This window comes from Streptomyces sp. NPDC014676 (assembly GCF_043084105.1).
Lineage (GTDB): Bacteria > Actinomycetota > Actinomycetes > Streptomycetales > Streptomycetaceae > Streptomyces.
The window spans coordinates 100677-119660 of the sequence record NZ_JBIBZI010000004.1; the positions used below are offsets into that span (position 1 = coordinate 100677).

General features: G+C 69.3%; 17 protein-coding genes, 1 tRNA gene and 1 pseudogene. 8 read left to right on the forward strand and 11 right to left on the reverse strand.

Annotated elements, in window-relative coordinates:
* Window positions 1-3: 3 nt before the first annotated feature.
* Window positions 4-1545: a serine/threonine-protein kinase gene (locus tag ACF1DX_RS13135; protein WP_391791273.1), complete on the reverse strand. Its 1542-nt coding sequence runs from the start codon at window positions 1543-1545 to the stop codon at window positions 4-6.
* 87 nt (window positions 1546-1632) lie between these two features.
* A complete protein-coding gene (locus ACF1DX_RS13140) occupies window positions 1633-2181 on the reverse strand; it encodes a DNA-binding protein (RefSeq protein ID WP_073933312.1) in 549 nt (182 codons plus the stop codon).
* Between the two features lie 182 nt (window positions 2182-2363).
* Between ACF1DX_RS13140 and ACF1DX_RS13145 the strand changes: the two genes are divergently transcribed.
* Window positions 2364-2436: transfer RNA gene (locus tag ACF1DX_RS13145), tRNA-Ala, on the forward strand.
* Window positions 2437-2560: 124 nt separating this feature from the next.
* Here the strand turns inward: ACF1DX_RS13145 and ACF1DX_RS13150 are convergent.
* The gene (locus tag ACF1DX_RS13150) at window positions 2561-3262 is read right to left on the reverse strand and encodes a DUF5324 family protein (protein ID WP_391791274.1); all 702 of its coding nucleotides are present in this window, start codon (window positions 3260-3262) and stop codon (window positions 2561-2563) included.
* A gap of 338 nt (window positions 3263-3600) precedes the next feature.
* On the opposite strand from ACF1DX_RS13150, the gene ACF1DX_RS13155 reads away from it, so the two are divergent.
* Window positions 3601-4137 carry a peptidylprolyl isomerase gene (locus ACF1DX_RS13155; RefSeq protein WP_391791275.1) on the forward strand — a complete coding sequence of 179 codons (537 nt, stop codon included), beginning with the start codon at window positions 3601-3603 and terminating at the stop codon, window positions 4135-4137.
* Between the two features lie 103 nt (window positions 4138-4240).
* Window positions 4241-5128 carry a rhomboid family intramembrane serine protease gene (locus tag ACF1DX_RS13160; RefSeq protein WP_391791276.1) on the forward strand — a complete coding sequence of 296 codons (888 nt, stop codon included), beginning with the start codon at window positions 4241-4243 and terminating at the stop codon, window positions 5126-5128.
* A 278-nt stretch (window positions 5129-5406) separates the two neighbouring features.
* Here the strand turns inward: ACF1DX_RS13160 and crgA are convergent, their stop codons facing one another.
* Window positions 5407-5661, reverse strand: coding sequence for a cell division protein CrgA (crgA, locus tag ACF1DX_RS13165; RefSeq protein ID WP_030857015.1), 255 nt, complete (start codon window positions 5659-5661; stop codon window positions 5407-5409).
* Window positions 5662-5802: 141 nt separating this feature from the next.
* On the opposite strand from crgA, the gene ACF1DX_RS13170 reads away from it, so the two are divergent.
* The 5 genes from ACF1DX_RS13170 (at window position 5803) to ACF1DX_RS13190 (ending at window position 9493) form a co-directional block, all read left to right on the forward strand.
* A complete protein-coding gene (locus tag ACF1DX_RS13170; RefSeq protein WP_391791277.1) occupies window positions 5803-6582 on the forward strand; it encodes a DUF881 domain-containing protein in 780 nt (259 codons plus the stop codon).
* A 197-nt stretch (window positions 6583-6779) separates the two neighbouring features.
* Window positions 6780-6941 carry a hypothetical protein gene (locus ACF1DX_RS13175; protein ID WP_176726179.1) on the forward strand — a complete coding sequence of 54 codons (162 nt, stop codon included), beginning with the start codon at window positions 6780-6782 and terminating at the stop codon, window positions 6939-6941.
* A complete protein-coding gene (locus ACF1DX_RS13180; RefSeq protein WP_391791278.1) occupies window positions 6938-7576 on the forward strand; it encodes an aminodeoxychorismate/anthranilate synthase component II in 639 nt (212 codons plus the stop codon). The genes ACF1DX_RS13175 and ACF1DX_RS13180 overlap by 4 nt, the downstream gene beginning before the upstream one ends.
* Window positions 7573-8709 carry a class E sortase gene (locus ACF1DX_RS13185; RefSeq protein ID WP_391791279.1) on the forward strand — a complete coding sequence of 379 codons (1137 nt, stop codon included), beginning with the start codon at window positions 7573-7575 and terminating at the stop codon, window positions 8707-8709. Before ACF1DX_RS13180 ends, ACF1DX_RS13185 begins: the two co-directional genes overlap by 4 nt.
* A 13-nt stretch (window positions 8710-8722) precedes the next feature.
* Window positions 8723-9493, forward strand: a complete 771-nt coding sequence (locus ACF1DX_RS13190) for a class E sortase (protein ID WP_391791280.1) — start codon at window positions 8723-8725, stop codon at window positions 9491-9493.
* 183 nt (window positions 9494-9676) lie between these two features.
* Here ACF1DX_RS13190 and ACF1DX_RS13195 read toward each other — a convergent pair.
* The 7 genes and pseudogenes from ACF1DX_RS13195 to ACF1DX_RS13225 all read right to left on the reverse strand — a co-directional run.
* Window positions 9677-10516, reverse strand: a pseudogene (locus ACF1DX_RS13195) (restriction endonuclease); the annotation flags it as partial.
* 296 nt (window positions 10517-10812) lie between these two features.
* On the reverse strand, window positions 10813-12801 hold the full coding sequence (gene pknB / locus ACF1DX_RS13200) for a Stk1 family PASTA domain-containing Ser/Thr kinase (RefSeq protein WP_391791281.1): 1989 nt from the start codon (window positions 12799-12801) through the stop codon (window positions 10813-10815).
* A 168-nt stretch (window positions 12802-12969) separates the two neighbouring features.
* The gene (locus ACF1DX_RS13205) at window positions 12970-14436 is read right to left on the reverse strand and encodes a peptidoglycan D,D-transpeptidase FtsI family protein (RefSeq protein ID WP_391791282.1); all 1467 of its coding nucleotides are present in this window, start codon (window positions 14434-14436) and stop codon (window positions 12970-12972) included.
* On the reverse strand, window positions 14433-15881 hold the full coding sequence (locus ACF1DX_RS13210) for an FtsW/RodA/SpoVE family cell cycle protein (protein ID WP_391791283.1): 1449 nt from the start codon (window positions 15879-15881) through the stop codon (window positions 14433-14435). The genes ACF1DX_RS13205 and ACF1DX_RS13210 overlap by 4 nt, the downstream gene beginning before the upstream one ends.
* A gap of 27 nt (window positions 15882-15908) precedes the next feature.
* Window positions 15909-17450, reverse strand: coding sequence for a Stp1/IreP family PP2C-type Ser/Thr phosphatase (locus ACF1DX_RS13215; RefSeq protein ID WP_391791651.1), 1542 nt, complete (start codon window positions 17448-17450; stop codon window positions 15909-15911).
* Window positions 17451-17591: 141 nt separating this feature from the next.
* Window positions 17592-18104 carry an FHA domain-containing protein gene (locus tag ACF1DX_RS13220; RefSeq protein ID WP_030856992.1) on the reverse strand — a complete coding sequence of 171 codons (513 nt, stop codon included), beginning with the start codon at window positions 18102-18104 and terminating at the stop codon, window positions 17592-17594.
* 10 nt (window positions 18105-18114) lie between these two features.
* Window positions 18115-18939: an FhaA domain-containing protein gene (locus ACF1DX_RS13225; protein ID WP_391791284.1), complete on the reverse strand. Its 825-nt coding sequence runs from the start codon at window positions 18937-18939 to the stop codon at window positions 18115-18117.
* Window positions 18940-18984 lie beyond the last annotated feature (45 nt).

The following is an 18984-nucleotide window of genomic DNA, read 5'->3' on the forward strand; positions in this document are numbered from 1 at the left end:
CGGTCAGAGGCGCGTGAGGGCCCAGAACCCCACGGCGTAGCAGGCCAGGGCCAGGAGCAGCAGGGGAACGACCACCTGTGCCGGAGGACCGGGGCGCCGGCTGCGCCGGCGATGGGTCCGGGGGGCGGTGGGCCCGCGCTGTGACCGTGCTTCGCCCGCGGGCGGGGCCTGGGCGGTGTACTCCGCGGTGGAGGCGTCGGGCCGTGCGGCCGGCCGCGGCAGGGGGGAGCGCAGCCGGTGAGTGGGGTCGTGGGGGAACACGGAGGGTACGGCGTCGGCCGGCCGGTGCCGCACCGGCACCCGGGGGGCCTGTTCGGGGGGCGGCGGAGCGGGCGCGGGGGAGGAGGTGAGCGTGGCCCGGGGCGGCGGCAGGGGGAAGCTCCCGGTGTCCGACATGCCGGGCGGCCGCGGGGAGGCGCCGGACGCGGTGCCCGGACGCGGATCGGCGGGTACGACGCCCCCGCCCCCGTCCGGGCCCGCACCGTGCTCCCCCGAGCCGGTTCCGGCGTTCGTGCCGGCACCCGCCGCCGTGGCCGGCCGGACGGATCCGGGGCCGGTCGTACCGCCGGAGGCGTCCGCACCACCCGTGTCCCGGACGGATCCGGAGCCGGTCGAAGAACCCCGCTCCTCCTCCGGGACCGTACGCACCACGCCCGAAGCCCGCTTCAGCGGACCGTCCGCGGCGAACCCCGGGGGCAAGGGGCCCAGTTGGTCGAAGATCTCGATCAGTTCGTCGTCGGGGCCGGGCTCCGGAAGGAGCTCCGCGGCGGCCGCGAGCGCCTTCCGCGCCCCCGTGGCGGTACGGAACCGCGCCTGTGGATCCGGCTGGAGCAGCGAGGCCACCACCTGCCACAGCGGCTCGGGGACGCCCTGGGGCGCACCGGGCGTCCCGTGGTCGGCGAAGTACTGGATGAGGGCCTTGGCATCCGGCTTGGCGCCCTCCAGCAGGTACAGCGCCACCAGGCCCACGGCGAACAGGTCGGCGGGGAAGTCCGGTTCGGAGCCCATCAGCTGCTCCGGCGCGAGATAACCCGGCGTGCCCACCACCAGGTTGGTCTCGGTCAGCCGGGGCTCGCCCAGCCGCATCGCGATGCCGAAGTCCGACAGCCGCAGCCGCGGCCTGCCCGTGCCGGTGGCCTCCAGGAGCACATTGGCGGGCTTGATGTCACGGTGCACGACGTCCTCCGCGTGCACCGCGGCGAGCCCCGCCAGTAACTGGTCGAGCAGGGTGCAGACGAAGGCCGGCGGCAGCGGGCCGTAGTCGCCGACCAGGTGGACCAGCGAACCGCCGGCGACCAGGTCCATGGTGAACAGGACCTGGTCGTCGTCGGCGGCCCAGCTCGTGGGCGCCAGGACATGGGGGTGATCGATCCGCAGCGCCTGCTCGCGCACGAAACGGAGCAGGGAGTGGGCGTCGCTCTGCAGCAGGACCTTGGCGGCCACATAACGGCGGCGGCGGTGGTCCCAGGCACGCCAGACGGCACCGACACCCCCGCGCCCGATCGGATCGACCAGCTCGTACCGGCCGGCGAAGACCTCACCCATCGCTGTGCGTCGCCCCTCCCCTGCGGTGTCCCCCGTCTTCCGCGCGTCCCCGGCGGCCGGACCCCCCTCCGGCCGCCGGGCGGGGAATCAGTTCTGGTGGGACTGGTAGTGCGTGACCGCGTCGGAGGTGCGGCCCGCGCCGTAGACCCGGAGGAACTCTGCCAGTTCGGGGTGCGTGGGGGCGAGGGTGTCGGCGGCCTCGATGATGTCGCCGGCGGCGGCCACCGAACGCAGAAGGGACTGGATCTCACGGACCACCCGCTTGACCGTGGGCGCTCCCGAACTGCTCGTCGTCTGCGTGGTGTTGCTGAGCACCGAGCCCCCCTGGGACCTCTTGATCTCGTCCATGCGCTCGGTCGCCTCGGCCGCGCTCACACTGCCGTCGGCGACCTGCCCCGCCAGGTCCTGCAACAGCTGCACCCGCTGCACCACGGCGGGATTTCCGATCTTCGCCCGCTGACCGCTCATCAGCTGCGACAGCATCGGTGCGGACAATCCCAGCACCCCCGCGAGACGAGCCTGGTTGAGGCCCAGGTCGTCTATGAGCCTACGGAAGAGCGCCCCCAGCGGCTCCCCGTACCAGTTCCGCTGCAGTTCCCGCGCTCTTGCGGTGGCTTCCTGCTGTGCGGCGTCCATTGCGTCTCCCCATCGCTTCCCCAAGAACCGTGGTTCGCTGTAGCGAACCACGTCCGAGCATCTTACGGAGAGTGGTTGGTCACGGGGACCCCCAATCTTTTTGCGGAATCCCCCGGGGGACCCGGTACTCTGGTCCCAGGCGCCCACCGGGATGCGGTTCCCGCAGGTGGACGCTTTCCTCCGGGGCCTTAGCTCAGTTGGTAGAGCGCTGTCTTTGCATGGCAGATGTCAGGGGTTCGACTCCCCTAGGCTCCACATTCGGACCCCTCCCAGCTGCGGAAACGTGGCGGGAGGGGTTCCTTGTTTCACGTGAAACGGCGCGGTGGGGCAGGAGACGTCCAAGTCTCCTGCCCCACCGCGCCGTTGACGTCGCCGCGCGTCAGGTCTGGTCGTCGCGCCGGGCGGCCTCCTCGGCCTCCTTGGCCTCGACCTCCGGGTCGAGCGTGGCCCCGCTGCTGCCGTCCACCGACGTCAGCCTGGCCGACCCCGACGACACATCCGTCGCGGCCGGCGGCTCCACCAGCCAGTCCGGATTGGCCTGCTTGTCCCACCACTTCCAGGCGGCGAAGGCACCGCCCGCCACGGCGCCCACGATCAGGACCACCCTCGCGGCACGGCCGGCCTTCGCCCGCCGCCGCTGCTTGCGGACCAGCTTCTGGATCTGCCGCGCCGGAACCTGACCGCGCAGCGCGACCAGCGCCGCCGCGCCACGGGCAGCGGCCTCTTCCGTCATGGGGCCGGCGGCGGCCACCGCCTGCTCGATCCTCGGACGGGAGTAGTCCGCTGCCTGCCGGGCGACCTTGCGGGTGCGGTCGGCGGCCTGGTGGGCGGCCAGGTCGACCTTCGGTGGCACATGCGTCCGGGCCTGCTCCAGATACGGCTGCACATGGGCGCCGTACTGAACGCGGGCCTGGCCTGCGGCCTGCGTCACCATGGGCGCGAGCCGTACGCGGGCCTCCTGCGCGTAGTGCGCGGCCCTGACCTTGGCCGTGTCGGCGTAGGGCGCCACCGCTTCCGCGGCGTGCAGCACGCTATCCTTCGCCGAACCGGTCGCGGCGCGCACGCTGTCGATGCGGGTCACGGGTTCCTCCTCCTCGGTGGCGTACGGTATTTCGACTTTCCACCCTTTTACGGATCATGCCTGCCGGGTCACCGCGCGGCATGCGCGGACGGGCATCCGGGTGCCGACGAACGTGATCGATGGTGATATCGACTGTGATGGCGGATGAAACCGGGCAACAGGAGCTTGTCGTCGACAATGCCACGGATCGCCGCCATGTGCCCCTTGCGCGGGACCGCCCACCCGGTTCCGCGCAAGGGGAACGGCCCGGTTCGTCACCTGTGAGCGGACGCCGGGCGACTGCGCGCCCCGTCCGTGCGAGGATCAGGGAGTCACGGAAAGACAACGGAAGGCACATCGTGGCTGAGCAGCTCAACGCCACCCTGAAGACCAACCACGGCGACATCCAGGTCCGGCTCTTCCCGAACCAGGCGCCGATCACGGTCAAGAACTTCGTCGAGCTCGCCAAGGGCGAGCGGGAGTGGACCCACCCGCAGACCGGTGCGAAGACCACGGACAAGCTCTATGACGGTACGGTCTTCCACCGGGTGATCAGCGGTTTCATGATCCAGGGCGGAGACCCGCTGGGCAACGGCACCGGTGGTCCCGGTTACCAGTTCGAGGACGAGTTCCACCCGGACCTGCGCTTCGACAAGCCCTACCTGCTGGCGATGGCGAACGCCGGACCGGGCACCAACGGCTCGCAGTTCTTCATCACCGTCGCCCCGACGGCCTGGCTGAACCGCAAGCACACCATCTTCGGCGAGGTCACCGACGCCGCCAGCCAGAAGGTCATCGACTCCATCGCGGCCACGCAGACCAACCCGCGCACCGACCGCCCGGTGAACGACGTCGTGATCGAGTCGGTCGTGATCGGCGAGATCACCAAGGGCTGACACCCCGCCCCCGGAGCGCGAAAGCCCCCGAAGGGAACCGATCGCCCCGCTCATCCGTAAGGATGGGCGGGGCGGGGCTTTTCCACACGACCTAGGGGATCCCATGGACGACCAGGCAGCCGGCACTCCGCAGGACGCCCAGCGCGTCCCCGTCTGCTATCGCCACCCGGACCGCGAGACCGGCATCCGCTGCACCCGGTGCGAGCGGCCGATCTGCCCCGAGTGCATGGTCGACGCCTCGGTCGGGTTCCAGTGCCCGGAGTGCGTCCGCAAGGGCTCGGGCACGGGCCACGCGCCGACGGCCTCCCTGCCCCGCACGCTCGCCGGTGGAGCCGTCGCCGCCGATCCCCGGCTGCTGACCAAGATCCTCCTCGGGATCAACCTCGCGGTGTTCATCGCCGTACAGGTCCGGTCGTCCCTGCTGGACCACCTCGTGCTGGTCGGCGTCTGGCCGCCGGCGCCGTTCCTCCCCACCGAGGGGGTGGCCGAGGGCGAGTGGTACCGCCTGTTCACCTCGATGTTCACGCATGAGGAGATCTGGCACATCGGCTTCAACATGCTCGGTCTGTGGTGGCTCGGCGGACCGCTGGAGCAGGCCCTCGGCCGCGCCCGCTATCTGGCGCTCTATCTGATCTCGGGCCTGGCGGGCAGCGCGCTGACGTATCTGCTGGCCGCGGGCACCACGGCCTCGCTCGGCGCGTCCGGCGCGATCTTCGGGCTGTTCGGCGCGACCGCCGTACTGATGCGCCGGCTCAACTACGACATGCGTCCGGTCATCGCCCTGCTGGTGATCAATGTGATCATCACGTTCGGCTGGGGCAACATCGCCTGGCAGGCCCATGTCGGCGGACTCGTCGCCGGTGTCGTGATCGGGTACGCCATGGTGCACGCCCCGCGCGAGCGGCGGTCGCTGGTGCAGTACGGCACCTGTGCGCTGGTGCTGGCCGTGGTCGTCCTGGTGACCCTGCTGAGGACGGCGCAGCTCACCTGAGCACCGAGTTGTCCACAGTCGGTGGCGGATCTTGTGCACAGGGTGCCCTGAGGGGTGTGTGCTGGGTGATCGACCAGCGTTTCCGCAGTTCAGGCGGCGTACGAACAGATTTTCGGTTACTGGTATTTCTGTCACACCGGCGTCAAGGCCCCGAAAGTTATCCACAGATCGGGTCTCCTATCCACATGTGGACAAGGGCTGTGGATAACTCAGAGGACAACCCTGCCCAGAGCTGATGGACAGCCCTGGGCAGGGGAGCGCTCACCGTGCGGTGAGCGTTACTTCCACTGGGTGGAGACGCCGAACCCGGCGGCGATGAACCCGAAGCCCACCACGATGTTCCAGTTGCCCAGGGCGTCGATGGGCAGCGAACCGTCGGTGACGTAGAAGACGACGATCCAGGCCAGGCCGATGAGGAACATGGCCAGCATCACCGGCGCGACCCAGGCACGGTTGGTCAGCTTGAGCGCGGTCGTCTGCTTCGCCGGCGGCGGCGTGTAGTCGGCCTTCTTGCGGATACGTGACTTCGGCACGAGGGTCTCTCCTGTCGATGCGCTGCGTGGCCGCGCAGGGAACTGGGTCGGGCTCGGGGCAGCGTACAAGGGGACTCCGAGCACTCCCCCGGGCGTCCGTTAGCGTAGTGCTTCCACGGCGCCGAAGGAGATAAGGGTACGTTGAGCAATTCTGCCGACTTCCCCGGGAAGGAATCCAGTGCTGCCCGCCGGCGCCGTCTCCGGCCCGTGCGGATCCTCACCGCGGGCGTCTTCGCTCTGGCGGGACTCATCTTCTTCACCAGCTTCGACACGGCCAAGGGCACCAACATCCGCACGGATGCCTCGCTGCTGAAGCTCTCCGACCTGATCCACGAGCGCAGCCGCAAGAACGGCGAGCTGGAGGAGTCCAACGGAGCGCTGCGCGACGACGTGGAGTCCCTCGCCGAGCGTGACGACGGCAGCACCAAGGCGGAGGACGACAAGCTCGCCGCCCTGGAGAAGCGCGCCGGCACGCAGAAGCTCAAGGGCGAGGCGATCACGGTCACCCTCGACGACGCGCCGCCGGACGCCACCGCCAAGCTCCCCGGCTATCCCGAGCCACAGCCCGACTATCTGGTCATCCACCAGCAGGATCTCCAGGCCGTGGTGAACGCGATGTGGCAGGGCGGCGCCGAGGGCGTCAAGGTCATGGACCAGCGGCTGATCTCCACCAGCGCCGTGCGCTGTGTGGGCAACACCCTGATCCTCCAGGGCCGCGTCTACTCACCGCCGTACAAGATCACGGCGGTCGGTGATCCCGAGAAGCTGAAGAAGGCGCTCAGTGCCTCGCCGGCGATCCAGAACTACATGGTGTACGTCAACGTCTACGGGCTCGGCTGGCAGGTCGAGGACAACGGGACGGTGACGCTGCCCGGCTACTCGGGCACGGTGGACCTGCACTATGCGAAGCCCGTGGAGTAGCGGTCCTTCCGGGTTCCACGTGAAACATCCCCGGACATCGAGGCGATCGGCTCCGAACCACGTATGCGTGGGTGCACGCGGCCGGGCCCGCCCCGACCTCACACAGCCTGTGGAGGCCGGGAAAACGGAGGGGTCGCGCCGTTAGTCTGTTGGCGTACGGCGTGGGTCTGGTGCCGTGGTACGACGGAAGGGACGGCATGTACAGCTGGATCTGGCGGCATCTGCCGGGCAACGGGTGGGTGCGGGCACTCATCTCACTGGTGCTGATCATCGCCGTGGTCTACGTCCTCTTCCAGTACGTCTTCCCGTGGGCCGAGCCGCTGCTGCCCTTCAACGATGTGACGGTGGACAACCAGTGAGCGCGCGCATTCTCGTCGTCGACAACTACGACAGCTTCGTCTTCAACCTGGTCCAGTACCTCTACCAACTGGGCGCCGAGTGCGAGGTCCTGCGCAACGACGAGGTGTCGACGGCGCATGCTCAGGACGGTTTCGACGGGGTGCTGCTGTCGCCGGGTCCCGGCACTCCCGAGGAGGCCGGCGTCTGTGTGGACATGGTGCGGCACTGCGCGTCCACCGGGGTGCCGGTGTTCGGCGTCTGCCTCGGCATGCAGTCGATGCAGGTGGCGTACGGCGGTGTGGTAGGCCGTGCGCCCGAGCTGCTGCACGGCAAGACGTCGCCGGTGGAGCACGGGGGCAAGGGCGTCTTCGCGGGCCTGCCCTCCCCGTTCACGGCGACCCGCTACCACTCGCTGGCCGCCGAACCGGCCACGGTGCCGGCGGAGCTGGAGGTCACGGCCAGGACGCCGGACGGCATGGTGATGGGGCTGAGGCACCGTGAACTCCTGGTCGAGGGTGTGCAGTTCCATCCCGAGTCGGTACTGACCGAACACGGCCACCGGATGCTGGCCAACTGGCTGGTGGAGTGCGGCGACGAGGGCGCGGTGGCGAGGTCGGCGGGGCTCGCCCCGGTGGTGGGCAGGGCCACGGCGTGACCGCGCTGCGTCCCGAGCGCGAGTCCGGCGCCGACGCCTACGGCGGCGCCGGCGAACAGGGCACCTCGTACGGCGGGCAGCCGTACGGAGCGCCGGGTGCGTACGGGGACGGGTGGTACGGCGACACGGCGTCCGACTCCTATGGCGGCGCTGCCGGGAGCACCGCGTATCTGCCGCCGGCCGACGAGGAGACGGTGGCGCTGCGGATCCCCGAGCCGCCGGAGCGTACGGCGCGGACGGCAGGCGAGGAGTCCGCGTCGGCTCCTTTAGCGGCACCGGGCGGGCGTGCGGCCCGCAGGAAGGCCGCCAGGAAGCGCCACGGGCGCCGTGGAGGCTCCCACAAGGCCGTGGAGGGCCCCGGTGCGGGCGTGGGCCGGGAAGGGGCGTCAGAGGCGTCTGAGGGGGCCTCACGGGCTCCGTTGTCGCGGGTGGAGGCGCGTCGGCAGGCACGGGCGCACAAGGCGAGTCCGGCGGTCGTCGCGAGCCGGGCGATCGGCGAGGTGTTCATCACCTGCGGTCTGCTCATGCTGCTGTTCGTCACCTACCAGCTGTGGTGGACGAACGTGCGGGCGCACGCGCAGGCCGGCAAGGAGGTCAGCGACCTCCAGGACGACTGGGCCAGCGGCGAGCGCAAGCCGGGGGCGTTCGAGCCGGGGCAGGGCTTCGCGCTGCTGCACATCCCCAAGCTGGACGTGGTGGTGCCGATCGCGGAGGGCATCAGCAGCAAGAAGGTGCTCGACCGCGGCATGGTGGGGCACTACGCGGAGGGCGCGCTGAAGACGGCGATGCCGGACGCGAAGACCGGCAACTTCGGACTCGCGGGCCACCGCAACACGCACGGGGAACCGTTCCGGTACATCAACCGGCTGGAGCCGGGCGACCCGATCGTGGTGGAGACGCAGGACGAGTACTTCGTCTACAAGATGGCGTCGATCCTGCCGGTGACGTCGCCGAGCAATGTGAGCGTCCTCGACCCGGTGCCGAAGGGATCGGGCTTCACCGGGCCCGGCCGCTACATCACGCTGACCACGTGCACACCGGAGTTCACCAGCAAGTACCGCTTGATCGTCTGGGGAAAGATGGTCGAGGAACGGCCGCGCAGCAAGGGCAAGCCGGATGCGCTCGTCAGTTAAGGGCAGAGGAAACGTGGCAGCGACCGCCGACGACACCGAAGAACACGCCGACGCGCCCGCGTCCTCGCCGCCACCGGGGCGCCGCCGCCTGGGGCCGGTGGCGATGGCGGTCAGCTTCTTCGGGGAACTCCTCATCACCGTGGGCCTGGTGCTCGGCCTGTTCGTCGTCTACTCGCTGTGGTGGACGAACGTCGTCGCCGACCGTGCGGCGGACAAGCAGGCGGACAAGGTCCGCGACTCCTGGTCCCAGGAGTCCGGCGGCGACGGCGGCGGCAGCGGTGGACCCCCCTCCTACGACAGCAGGAACGGCATCGGCTTCCTGCACGTGCCCGCGATGAGCGGTGACGAGATCCTCGTCGAGAAGGGCACGTCGATGAAGGTCCTCAACGACGGCGTCGCCGGCTACTACACCGACCCCGTGAAGGCGACCCTGCCGACCTCCGGCAAGAAGGGCAACTTCTCCCTCGCCGCCCACCGGGACGGGCACGGCGCGAAGTTCCACGGCATCCACAGGATCGGGAAGGGCGACCCGATCGTCTTCGAGACGAAGGACACGTGGTACGTCTACAAGGTCTACGGCATCCTCCCCGAGACCTCGAAGTACAACGTCGACGTCCTCGGGAAGATCCCGAAGGAGTCCGGGAAGAAGAAGGCCGGCCACTACATCACGCTGACCACCTGCACGCCGGTGTACACCAGCAAGTACCGCTACATCGTCTGGGGTGAACTGGTCCGCACGGAGAAGGTGGACGAGGAGCGGACACCGCCGGCGGAGCTGCGCTGAATCTCCCTGTCGAGGGAGTCGGTTGCCTAATATGGCGAAGGCCCGAAGCCGCAACCTCCTTCTGCGGCTTCGGGCCTTCTGCTCATGGGCCTGGCGCAGCGCCTTCAGCCGTGCTCCCGCGCTCCACGCCTCCAGTTCCGCACGGTTCACGGTGAGGACTCCGCTCAGGTCGGCGATCGCCTGTGCTTCGTGGCTGAAGTAGGACGTGGTGACGAACAGGGCGACGTCGACGCGTTCGACGGCTCGTGCGGCTCCGGCGAACCTCTGCATGTCCGAGCTCGGCACGTGGCGGTGGCCCGCCCGGTTCTCGCACTGGACGGCGACGGTACGGCCGTCGGCCGTGCGTGCGGTGATGTCGATGCCCCGGTCGATGCAGGCCTGTCGTACGACGACGTCGCGGCAGCCGTCCCGGCGCAGCAGACCGGCCACGTGACGATCGAACGCCTGCCAGGTCATGGACGCGATGGAGTCCCTGGCCCGGCCCGTCGGAATCTCTTCCTCCAGACCGCTGATCCGGCGGTGGTGCCGGCACAGCGTGCGTTCGACGTTCTCGATGTCCTCGCGGAGCTCGATGAGTTCGCGGCGGTGTTCACCGGAGGTGGCGATCAGGGCGTTGAACATCGGTACGACGGTCGTGCCGAGGATGCGGGTGATGCGCTGGTCGATGCGGTCGTCGAGCAGGGCGGTGTCGGGCCGCGGAGGGTTTTCCACAGGCTGTGTGCGGGCCAGGTGCTCCATGTCGAGCAGGTATGTGCGTACCTGACGGGCGACATGGCTGTCGCGGAGGAGCATCGCGACGTTGAGGACGGCTCGCCGGGAGTAGATGGTGAGACTCCGACGGGCCTGTGGATAACTCGCCAGTGAGAGTGACACGTTGTCACTCTCGAATTGGCGCAGGTCAGAGCCTCGGAGTACCGCCATTCCATTGACTTCGAGCTCTTCACGGTGGCGCTTGGCCAACTGGCGGACGACTTCGACCGTGACCTCGAAGTACGCCGCCACCATCGCCGTCGTCACATGCATCCCGTCCGGCAGCAGCGACAGGGCCTTGACCCTGTCGAGGACGTCCGTCCGGTCCAGCACGCCGCTGCGCAGAGTCTTCGACTCCAGGAGTGCGGATTCGTTGATCACCTTCTGCCCCTTTCGTTTTCGTGGCCGGGGCAGAACTCCGGATGTCCCACCCCACCCGATCAACGAGTGGTGACAAGCGAAGGCACGAGCGAAGCGAGGACGCGTGTGCGGGACGGGCTCATGACGGAAGCCCCGATCCCCTCCGAAGAGGGTGCCGGGGCTCCTGTCGTACGGGGTGCTACGCCGCGTCAGTCGTCGTCGCGGCCGCCGGTGAGGCCGCCGAAGATGCCTCCGTTGTTGCCGCCCTGGTCCACGGTGACCAGGTTGATCGCCGTTCCCTTGTTGACCGGGTTGCCCTGACCGGGGTTGGAGGCGATGACCCGGGAGTTCTCGTCCTGCGAGCCACCGATGTTGCCGACCACGAGTCCGGCTTCCTCGATCATCCTCCGGGCGTCCTTGAGGGTCTGCCCATTGATGTTCGGGACCGCGACCTGCTGGTTCTCCTTGGCCTTGCCGATCTGGATGGTCACCGGCGAGTTCTTGGCGAGCTGGGTGCCCTGCACGGGGTCGGTCCCGATGACCCTGTCGACCAGAGCCGGGTTGTCCGTCTCCACCTGGACGCAGTTGCCGACGAGTTCGTTGGCGGTCATCTGGGCCTTGGCCTCGTCGCAGGTCCTGTTGGTGACGTCGGGCACGGTGGCCTTGTCCGCCTCCTTGGCGACGGTGAGGGTGATCGTGCTGCCCTTCTCCTGCTCCGTGTCGCCCTCGGGGTCCTGCCCGATGACCACACCCGGGGTCTGGTCGGAGACCTCCGTCTCCTGCTCGACCGTGAAGCCCTTCTCCTCGAGCTGGGACTTCGCCTTCTCATAGGTGAGACCCTGCACGTCGGGCACCGTCACCTTCGGTGCCCCGGTGGACACCGTCAGGGTGACGGTGGAGTCCTTGTCGACCTTCGTGCCCGCGTCGGGATCCTGGTCGCAGATCTTGCCCTTGCTCTGGTCCTCGCAGGGTGCTTCTTTGAAGGTGAGTTTCACGTCGCCGTTGATGGCCTGCTGTTCGGCGTCCGCTTTGGTCTCGCCGACGAAGTTCGGGGTCGCGACCTTGTCGTTGTCCACGCCACCGCCACCGCTGATGGCCCAGCGGCCGATCAGGATCGCGCCGATGAGGACCAGGACACCCGCCACGACCAGCAATATCGTCGAGGTGTTGTTCTTCTTCGGCTGGCGGCGGCGGCTCTGGCGGTCGTCGTAGCCGTAGCCGCCGTCGTCCGGGTTCACGGGCGGCAGCATCGAGGTCGCCGCCGCGGCGCCGGCGTCCTGGCGCAGGGCCGTCGTCGGCTGGTCGTCGGGGTAGCCGCCGTAGCCGACCGCGCCCAGGGCGGCGGTCGCCGCGACGGGCTGGCCGTCGAGGCAGGCCTCGATGTCGGCGCGCATCTCGTCGGCCGACTGGTACCGGTAGTCGGGGTCCTTGACCAGCGCCTTCAACACGATCGCGTCCATCTCGGGCGTGATCTCGGGGTCGAAGACGCTCGGCGGCTGCGGTTCCTCCCGTACGTGCTGGTAGGCGACCGCGACCGGGGAGTCGCCCACGAAGGGCGGCCGGACGGTCAGCAGCTCGTACAGCAGGCAGCCGGTGGAGTACAGGTCGGAACGCGCGTCGACCTGCTCGCCCTTGGCCTGTTCCGGCGAGAGGTACTGCGCGGTGCCGATGACGGCCGAGGTCTGGGTCATCGTCATGCCGGAGTCGCCCATCGCGCGGGCGATGCCGAAGTCCATGACCTTGACCTGGCCGTTGCGCGTCAGCATGACGTTGGCCGGCTTGATGTCGCGGTGGACGATGCCGGCCCGGTGGGAGTACTCCAGGGCCTGGAGGATGCCGATGGTCATCTCCAGCGTCCGCTCCGGCAGCAGCTTGCGGCCGCTGTGCAGGAGCTCACGGAGCGTGGAGCCGTCGACGTACTCCATGACGATGTACGGGATGGAGACCCCGTCGATGTAGTCCTCGCCCGTGTCGTAGACCGCGACGATCGCGGGATGGTTGAGCGAGGCGGCCGACTGGGCCTCCCGGCGGAACCGGGCCTGGAAGGACGGGTCGCGCGCGAGGTCCGCGCGCAGCGTCTTCACCGCCACCTGGCGTCCGAGCCTGGTGTCATGCGCGTGGTAAACCTCCGCCATGCCACCACGGCCGAGCACCGGGCCCAGCTCGTACCGGCCGCCGAGGCGACGCGGCTCTTCCATAGCTACTACCAGCCCTCTCCGTCGGTCCCGGGCGGCACACGCGTGCCGCCGGAGGCTGCCGTCCGGGCCTACCGTACCCGGCTCTTTTTGTGTGACCTGGCCAAGTGCGTCAGCCGATATGGGACCGGTACCGCAACGTGCACCGATGTGAAGCGGACGTGACGGGGGTCACTGCTTGTCCTTGAGGACCGCCTCCATGACGGCCTTGGCGATCGGTGCGGCCAGGCCGCCGCCGGTGATGTCGGCACCGGTCGCGGCACTGTCCTCGACGACGACGGCGACGGCGACCGGGGAGCCCTGGTCGGTCTTGGCGTACGAGATGAACCAGGCGTAGGGCTTGCCGCTGTTGTTGACGCCGCGCTCGGCGGTGCCGGTCTTGCCGCCGACGGTGACGCCGTCGATCTTGGCGTTGCCTCCGGTGCCGTCCTCGACGACGGTCTCCATCATCTCCTGGATCTTCTGGGCGTTCTCCGAGGAGAGGGGCTGGGACAGCTCCTGCGGTTCGGTCGTCTCGATGGTGTCCAGGTTCGCGGCCTTGAGCTGGTCGACCATGTACGGCTTCATCAGCTTGCCGTCGTTGGCGATGGCGGCGGTGATCATGGCCATCTGGAGGGGGGTGGCGCGGTTGGAGGCCTGGCCGATGCCGGCCATGGCGTTCTGCGACCTGTTGTCCTCGGGGAAGATGCTCTCGGCGGCGCGGACGGGGGTGTCCAGTTCGGGGTTGTTGTAGCCGAACTTCTCCGCGTACTCGATCATCTTCTCGTTGCCGACCTCGTGGCTGAGCTTGCCGAAGACGCTGTTGCAGGAGTACTGGAGGGCCACGCGCAGGGTGGCGTTCTCACAGGGGATGTTCCCGTGGTTGCGCAGGGGCGTGGTGGTGTCCGGCATGATCCACGGTTCCGGAGTGTCGGTCTTGGCGTCGATGTCGTCGACCAAGCCCTCCTCCAGCGCCGCCGCGGCGGTGACCACCTTGAAGGTGGAGCCCGGCGAGTAGGTCTCGCGCAGTGCCCGGTTCAGCATCGGGTCGTCGGGGTTGTTCTTCTTCTGGACTTTCTGCCAGGCCTTGGCGTCCTCGTCGGAAGTCCCGGCGAACTTCGACGGGTCGTACGACGGCGTGGAGGCCAGTGCCAGGATCTTGCCGGTCTCCGGGTCGAGCGCGGCGACGGCGCCCTTCTTGTCGCCGAGACCCTTGTACGCGGCCTTCTGCGCGGCGGCGTCGAGGGTGGTGACGACGCTGCCGCCTTCCTTCGGCTGGCCCGTGATCATGTCGAGGGTGTTGCGGAAGAAGAGCCGGTCGTCGTTGCCGGTGAGGATGCCGTCCTCCAGCTTCTCCAGCTGGTTGGCGCCGAAGGCCTGCGAGGAGTAGCCGGTGACCGGCGCCCACATGGCACCGTCGGTCCAGGTGCGCTTGAACTTGTAGTCGCCGCTCTTGGACTCGACGGACCCGGTGATGGCCTTGCCGTCGACGATGATGTTGCCGCGCGGGGTGGCGTAGCGCTCGATGTTGACGCGGCGGTTCTCGTCGTCGGAGGCCAGCTCGTCGGCCTGGACGTACTGCAGCCAGTTGCCCCGGATGAGCAGGGCGAGGATGAGCAGGCCGCAGAAGATCGCGACCCGGCGCAGGGGCTTGTTCACGGGCGGACCACCTGGGTCATCTCGGCGTCGGGGTTGGTGGCGGGGGCGGGCGCCGGGCGGCGGGCGGTGTCGCTGATCCTGAGCAGGATGCCGATCAGTGCCCAGTTGGCGATGACGGAGGAACCGCCGTACGCCAGGAAGGGCATCGTCATACCGGTCAGCGGGATCAGGCCCATGACGCCGCCGGCCACGACGAAGACCTGGAGCGCGAAGGCGCCGGACAGGCCGATGGCGAGCAGCTTGCCGAACGGGTCGCGGGCGGCGAGGGAGGTGCGCACGCCGCGCTCCACGATCAGCGCGTAGAGCAGGAGCAGTGCCATGACGCCGGCCAGGCCGATCTCCTCGCCGAAGGTGGCGAGGATGAAGTCGGAGTTGGCGGCGAAGCCGATGAGGTCGGAGTGGCCCTGGCCCCAGCCGCTGCCGAGGGTGCCGCCGGAGCCGAAGGCCCACAGTGCCTGCATGGCCTGCTCGGAGTGGACGATGCCGTCCTGGACCCCGGCGCGGCTGAGCTCGAACTCGTGCATCGGGTCGAGCCAGGCCTGCACACGGGTCTGGATGTGCGACTCGAAGCTCGCCACGCCGACGGCGCCGACCGCGGACATCAGCAGACCGAAGACGATCCAGCTGGTCCGCTCGGTGGCGACGTACAGCATGACCACGAACATGCCGAAGAACAGCAGCGAGGTGCCGAGGTCGGTCTCGAAGACCAGGATCAGGATGGAGATGATCCAGACGACGATGATCGGGCCGAGGTCGCGTCCGCGGGGGAGGTAGAGCCCCATGAAGCGGCGGCTGGCGAGGGCCAGGGCGTCACGTTTGACCATGAGGTAGCCCGCGAAGAAGACCGCGAGGACGATCTTGGCGAACTCGCCGGGCTGGAGGGTGCCGAGTCCGGGGATCTTGATCCAGATCCGGGCGCCGAAGACGTTGTGCCCGATGCCCGGGACCAGTGGCAGGAGCAGCAGGATCAGCGCGCCGGCCATGGAGATGTAGGTGTAGCGCTGCAGGACGCGGTGGTCCTTGAGGAAGAACAGCACGGCCATGAACAGGGCGACACCGAGCGCGGAGTACATCAGCTGGCGTGGCGCCGCCTCGACGAACGTGCTGCTGGCCTGCAGCCGCTTCGACTGGTCCAGGCGCCAGATGGCGACCAGGCCGATGCCGTTGAGCAGGGTGGCCAGCGGCAGCATCAGCGGGTCCGCGTACGGGGCGAACTTCCGTACGGCGAGGTGGCCGACGCCCGCCATCAGGCCGAGGCCCAGGCCGTAGCTCAGCAGCCCGGTGGGCAGCTCGTCGTTGATGGCCAGCCCTACGTTGGCGTAGGCGAAGACCGGGATGACGACGGCGAACACCAGGAGCGCCAGCTCGGTGTTGCGGCGGCTGGGTGCGCCGATCGCGCCGATCGTGGACGTGTGCTGCGTCGACGGGTTGGTAGTACTGCTCATCGTGTGACAGGGCCTCTCACGGCTTGCCTACTGCTTACCGCACAACGAGACGACCTTCTGCTCCTCCTCCGAGAGGCTGGGGCCGGGGCTGGAAGTGGGTGCGGTCGTGGACGGGGGCGTGGACTGCTCCGGTGCCTTCGCCGAACCCGAGGGGTCCGGCGTCGGCGAGGCCTTGGACGTGAAGGAGGCGGGTGTGGTTCCCGTGGTGCCCCCGGCCTCGCCCTCGCCGGTCTTCGCGTTCTTCTCGGTCTCGGCGGAACGCCGCTCGGCCTGCTTCCTGCACGCGGAGGCCTGTACCGACAGTTCCTCGATCTTCGCGCGGGCGCCGTAGAGGTCGCCCTCGGCGATGGTCGCCTCGACCAGCTTCCGCTGGTAGGGCGGCAGGTACTTGAGTTCGATCTCGGGGTGGTCCTTCTCGATCTCCGAGAGGGAGACCCAGGCGAGGTCCTGGCTGATGCCCTGGTACAGGGCGACGTGTTCGCCGTTGGTGCCGACGTAGTACTGCGTCTGGGTCCAGCGCCAGCCGCCGTACAGGCCGCCGCCGAGGACGGCGAGCGCGAGCAGGCTGTAGACGGACCGCTTGAGCCACCGGCGGTTCTTGCCGGGCTTGACGAAGTCGTCGTCGCCGTAGGCGAAGCCGTCGGTGGGGATGAAGCCGGTGATGTCGCCGCTGCCGGGCGGGCCGAACTCGCCTCCGCCGCCCTCCTTGCGCCGCCTGCCGAGGCCGGAGGCGCGGCCGGCGGGGGTCTGCATGATGCCGTTGTCGGAGAGCTGGTTCTGGTTCTCGGCGACGGCGCCGACCACGACCGGGGTGTCGGAGAGCTGCCCGGCGAGGGTGTCGCCGGTGTCGAGGTCCAGGACGTCGGCGACGATCACGGTGATGTTGTCGGGGCCGCCGCCGCGCAGGGCCAGCTCGATCAGGTGCTGGACGGTCTCCTCGGGGCCCTGGTAGCTGGCCAGGGCTTCCTCGAGGGTCTGGTGGGAGACCACGCCGGACAGGCCGTCGGAGCAGATCAGGTACCGGTCGCCGGCCCGGACCTCGCGGATGGAGAGGTCGGGTTCGACGTGCTCGCCGCTGCCGAGGGCCCGCATCAGCAGGGAGCGCTGCGGGTGGGTGGTGGCCTCCTCCTCGGTGATCCGGCCCTCGTCGACCAGACGCTGCACCCAGGTGTGGTCCTGGGTGATCTGGGTGAGGACGCCGTCGCGCAGGAGGTAGGCGCGGGAGTCGCCGACGTGCACCATGCCGAGGCGCTGACCGGTCCACAGCAGGGCGGTCAGGGTGGTGCCCATGCCCTCGAGCTGGGGGTCCTCCTCGACCATCATGCGGAGCTGGTCGTTGGCCCGCTGGACGGCGGTGCCGAGCGAGGTGAGCACGTCGGAGCCGGGGACGTCGTCGTCGAGGGCGACGATGGTGGAGATCGCCTCGGAGGAGGCGACCTCGCCGGCCGCGGCGCCGCCCATGCCGTCGGCGATCGCGAGCAGGCGGGGACCGGCGTAACCGGAGTCCTCGTTGCCCTCCCGGATCATGCCCTTGTGCGATCCGGCGGCGAAGCGCAGGGACAGACTCATGCGCACCTCGCCCGTCGGCTCCGGGTACAGCCGGTCGTGTCGAGCCACACTGCCCACCCTCCGGTCGGGAGCGCGCCGGGGCCCTGGTCGGGGACCCCCGCTGCGTGCTCGCTCCGCTCGCGCTCATTCATTGGTGTAGCACTACTTCCGCAGCTCGATGACGGTCTTGCCGATGCGGATCGGCGCGCCCAGCGAAATCGGTGTGGGGGTCGTCAGCCGGTTCCGATCCAGGTAGGTGCCGTTGGTGGAGCCCAGGTCCTCGACGATCCACTGGCCGTCGCGGTCCGGGTAGATCCTGGCATGGCGGCTGGAGGCGTAGTCGTCGTCCAGCACGATCGTGCTGTCGTGCGCCCGGCCCAGGGTGATGGTCTGGCCCTGGAGGGCGACGGTGGTGCCGGTGAGGGTGCCTTCGGTCACGACCAGCTTGGTGGGGGTGTTCCGGCCGCGGCGGCCCCCGCCGCCGGACTGCTGGCGTTGCTGCGGAGGTGCCTGGCGGGCGGCCTGCTGCGGCCGGCCGGCGTCACGCCGTGATCCGCGCTGGGTGACGCGAGTGCCGAACAGGTCACTCCGGATGACCTGCACGGCCACGATCACGAACAGCCACAGTACGGCCAGGAAACCCAGCCGCATGACCGTGAGGGTCAGCTCTGACATTGCCCCCGCTTCACCCTTCGGCTTGCCTATAGATAACGGTGGTGCTGCCCACGACGATCCGCGAGCCGTCGCGGAGCGTAGCGCGGGTGGTGTGCTGCCCGTCCACCACGATGCCGTTGGTGGATCCGAGATCCTGGATCGTCGAGGGCGTTCCGGTCCGGATCTCGCAGTGCCGGCGGGAGACGCCGGGGTCGTCGATCCGTACGTCGGCTTCGGTGCTGCGGCCCATCACGAGGGTGGCGCGGGAGATCTGGTGGCGGGTGCCGTTGATCTCGATCCAGTAGCGGGTGCGTCCGCCGGCGGCGGGGGGCCGCTGGCCGCCCGCGGGCTGCGGGTAGCCGTAACCGCCGGGCGGCGGCGCGGCCGGCATGGGCGGGGCGCCCGCGGGGCCGGCCGGCGGGTAGCCGTAGCCGCCGGGGCGGCCGGCCGGCGGTGCGCCGCCGGGGGCCTGGCCGGCGGAGGAGGAGGCGAGCGTGCGGCTGCGGACCCGGTACAGGCCGGTGTCGAGGTCGTCCGCCTTCTCCAGGTGCACCTTGATGGGGCCCATGAAGGTGTAGCGCTGCTGCTTGGCGTAGTCGCGCACCATGCCGGCGAGCTCGTCGCCGAGCTGGCCGGAGTACGGGCTGAGCCGCTCGAAGTCCGGGGTGCTCAGCTCGACGATGAAGTCGTTGGGTACGACGGTGCGGTCGCGGTTCCAGATGGTGGCGTTGTTGTCGCACTCCCGCTGGAGCGCTCCCGCGATCTCCACGGGCTGCACCTCGGACTTGAACACCTTGGCGAAGGTGCCGTTGACCAGACCTTCGAGGCGCTGCTCGAACTTCTTCAGGACTCCCATGGGGCACCTCCTCCGTAGCTGCCGTCCTGTGTACTGCCCGGCACA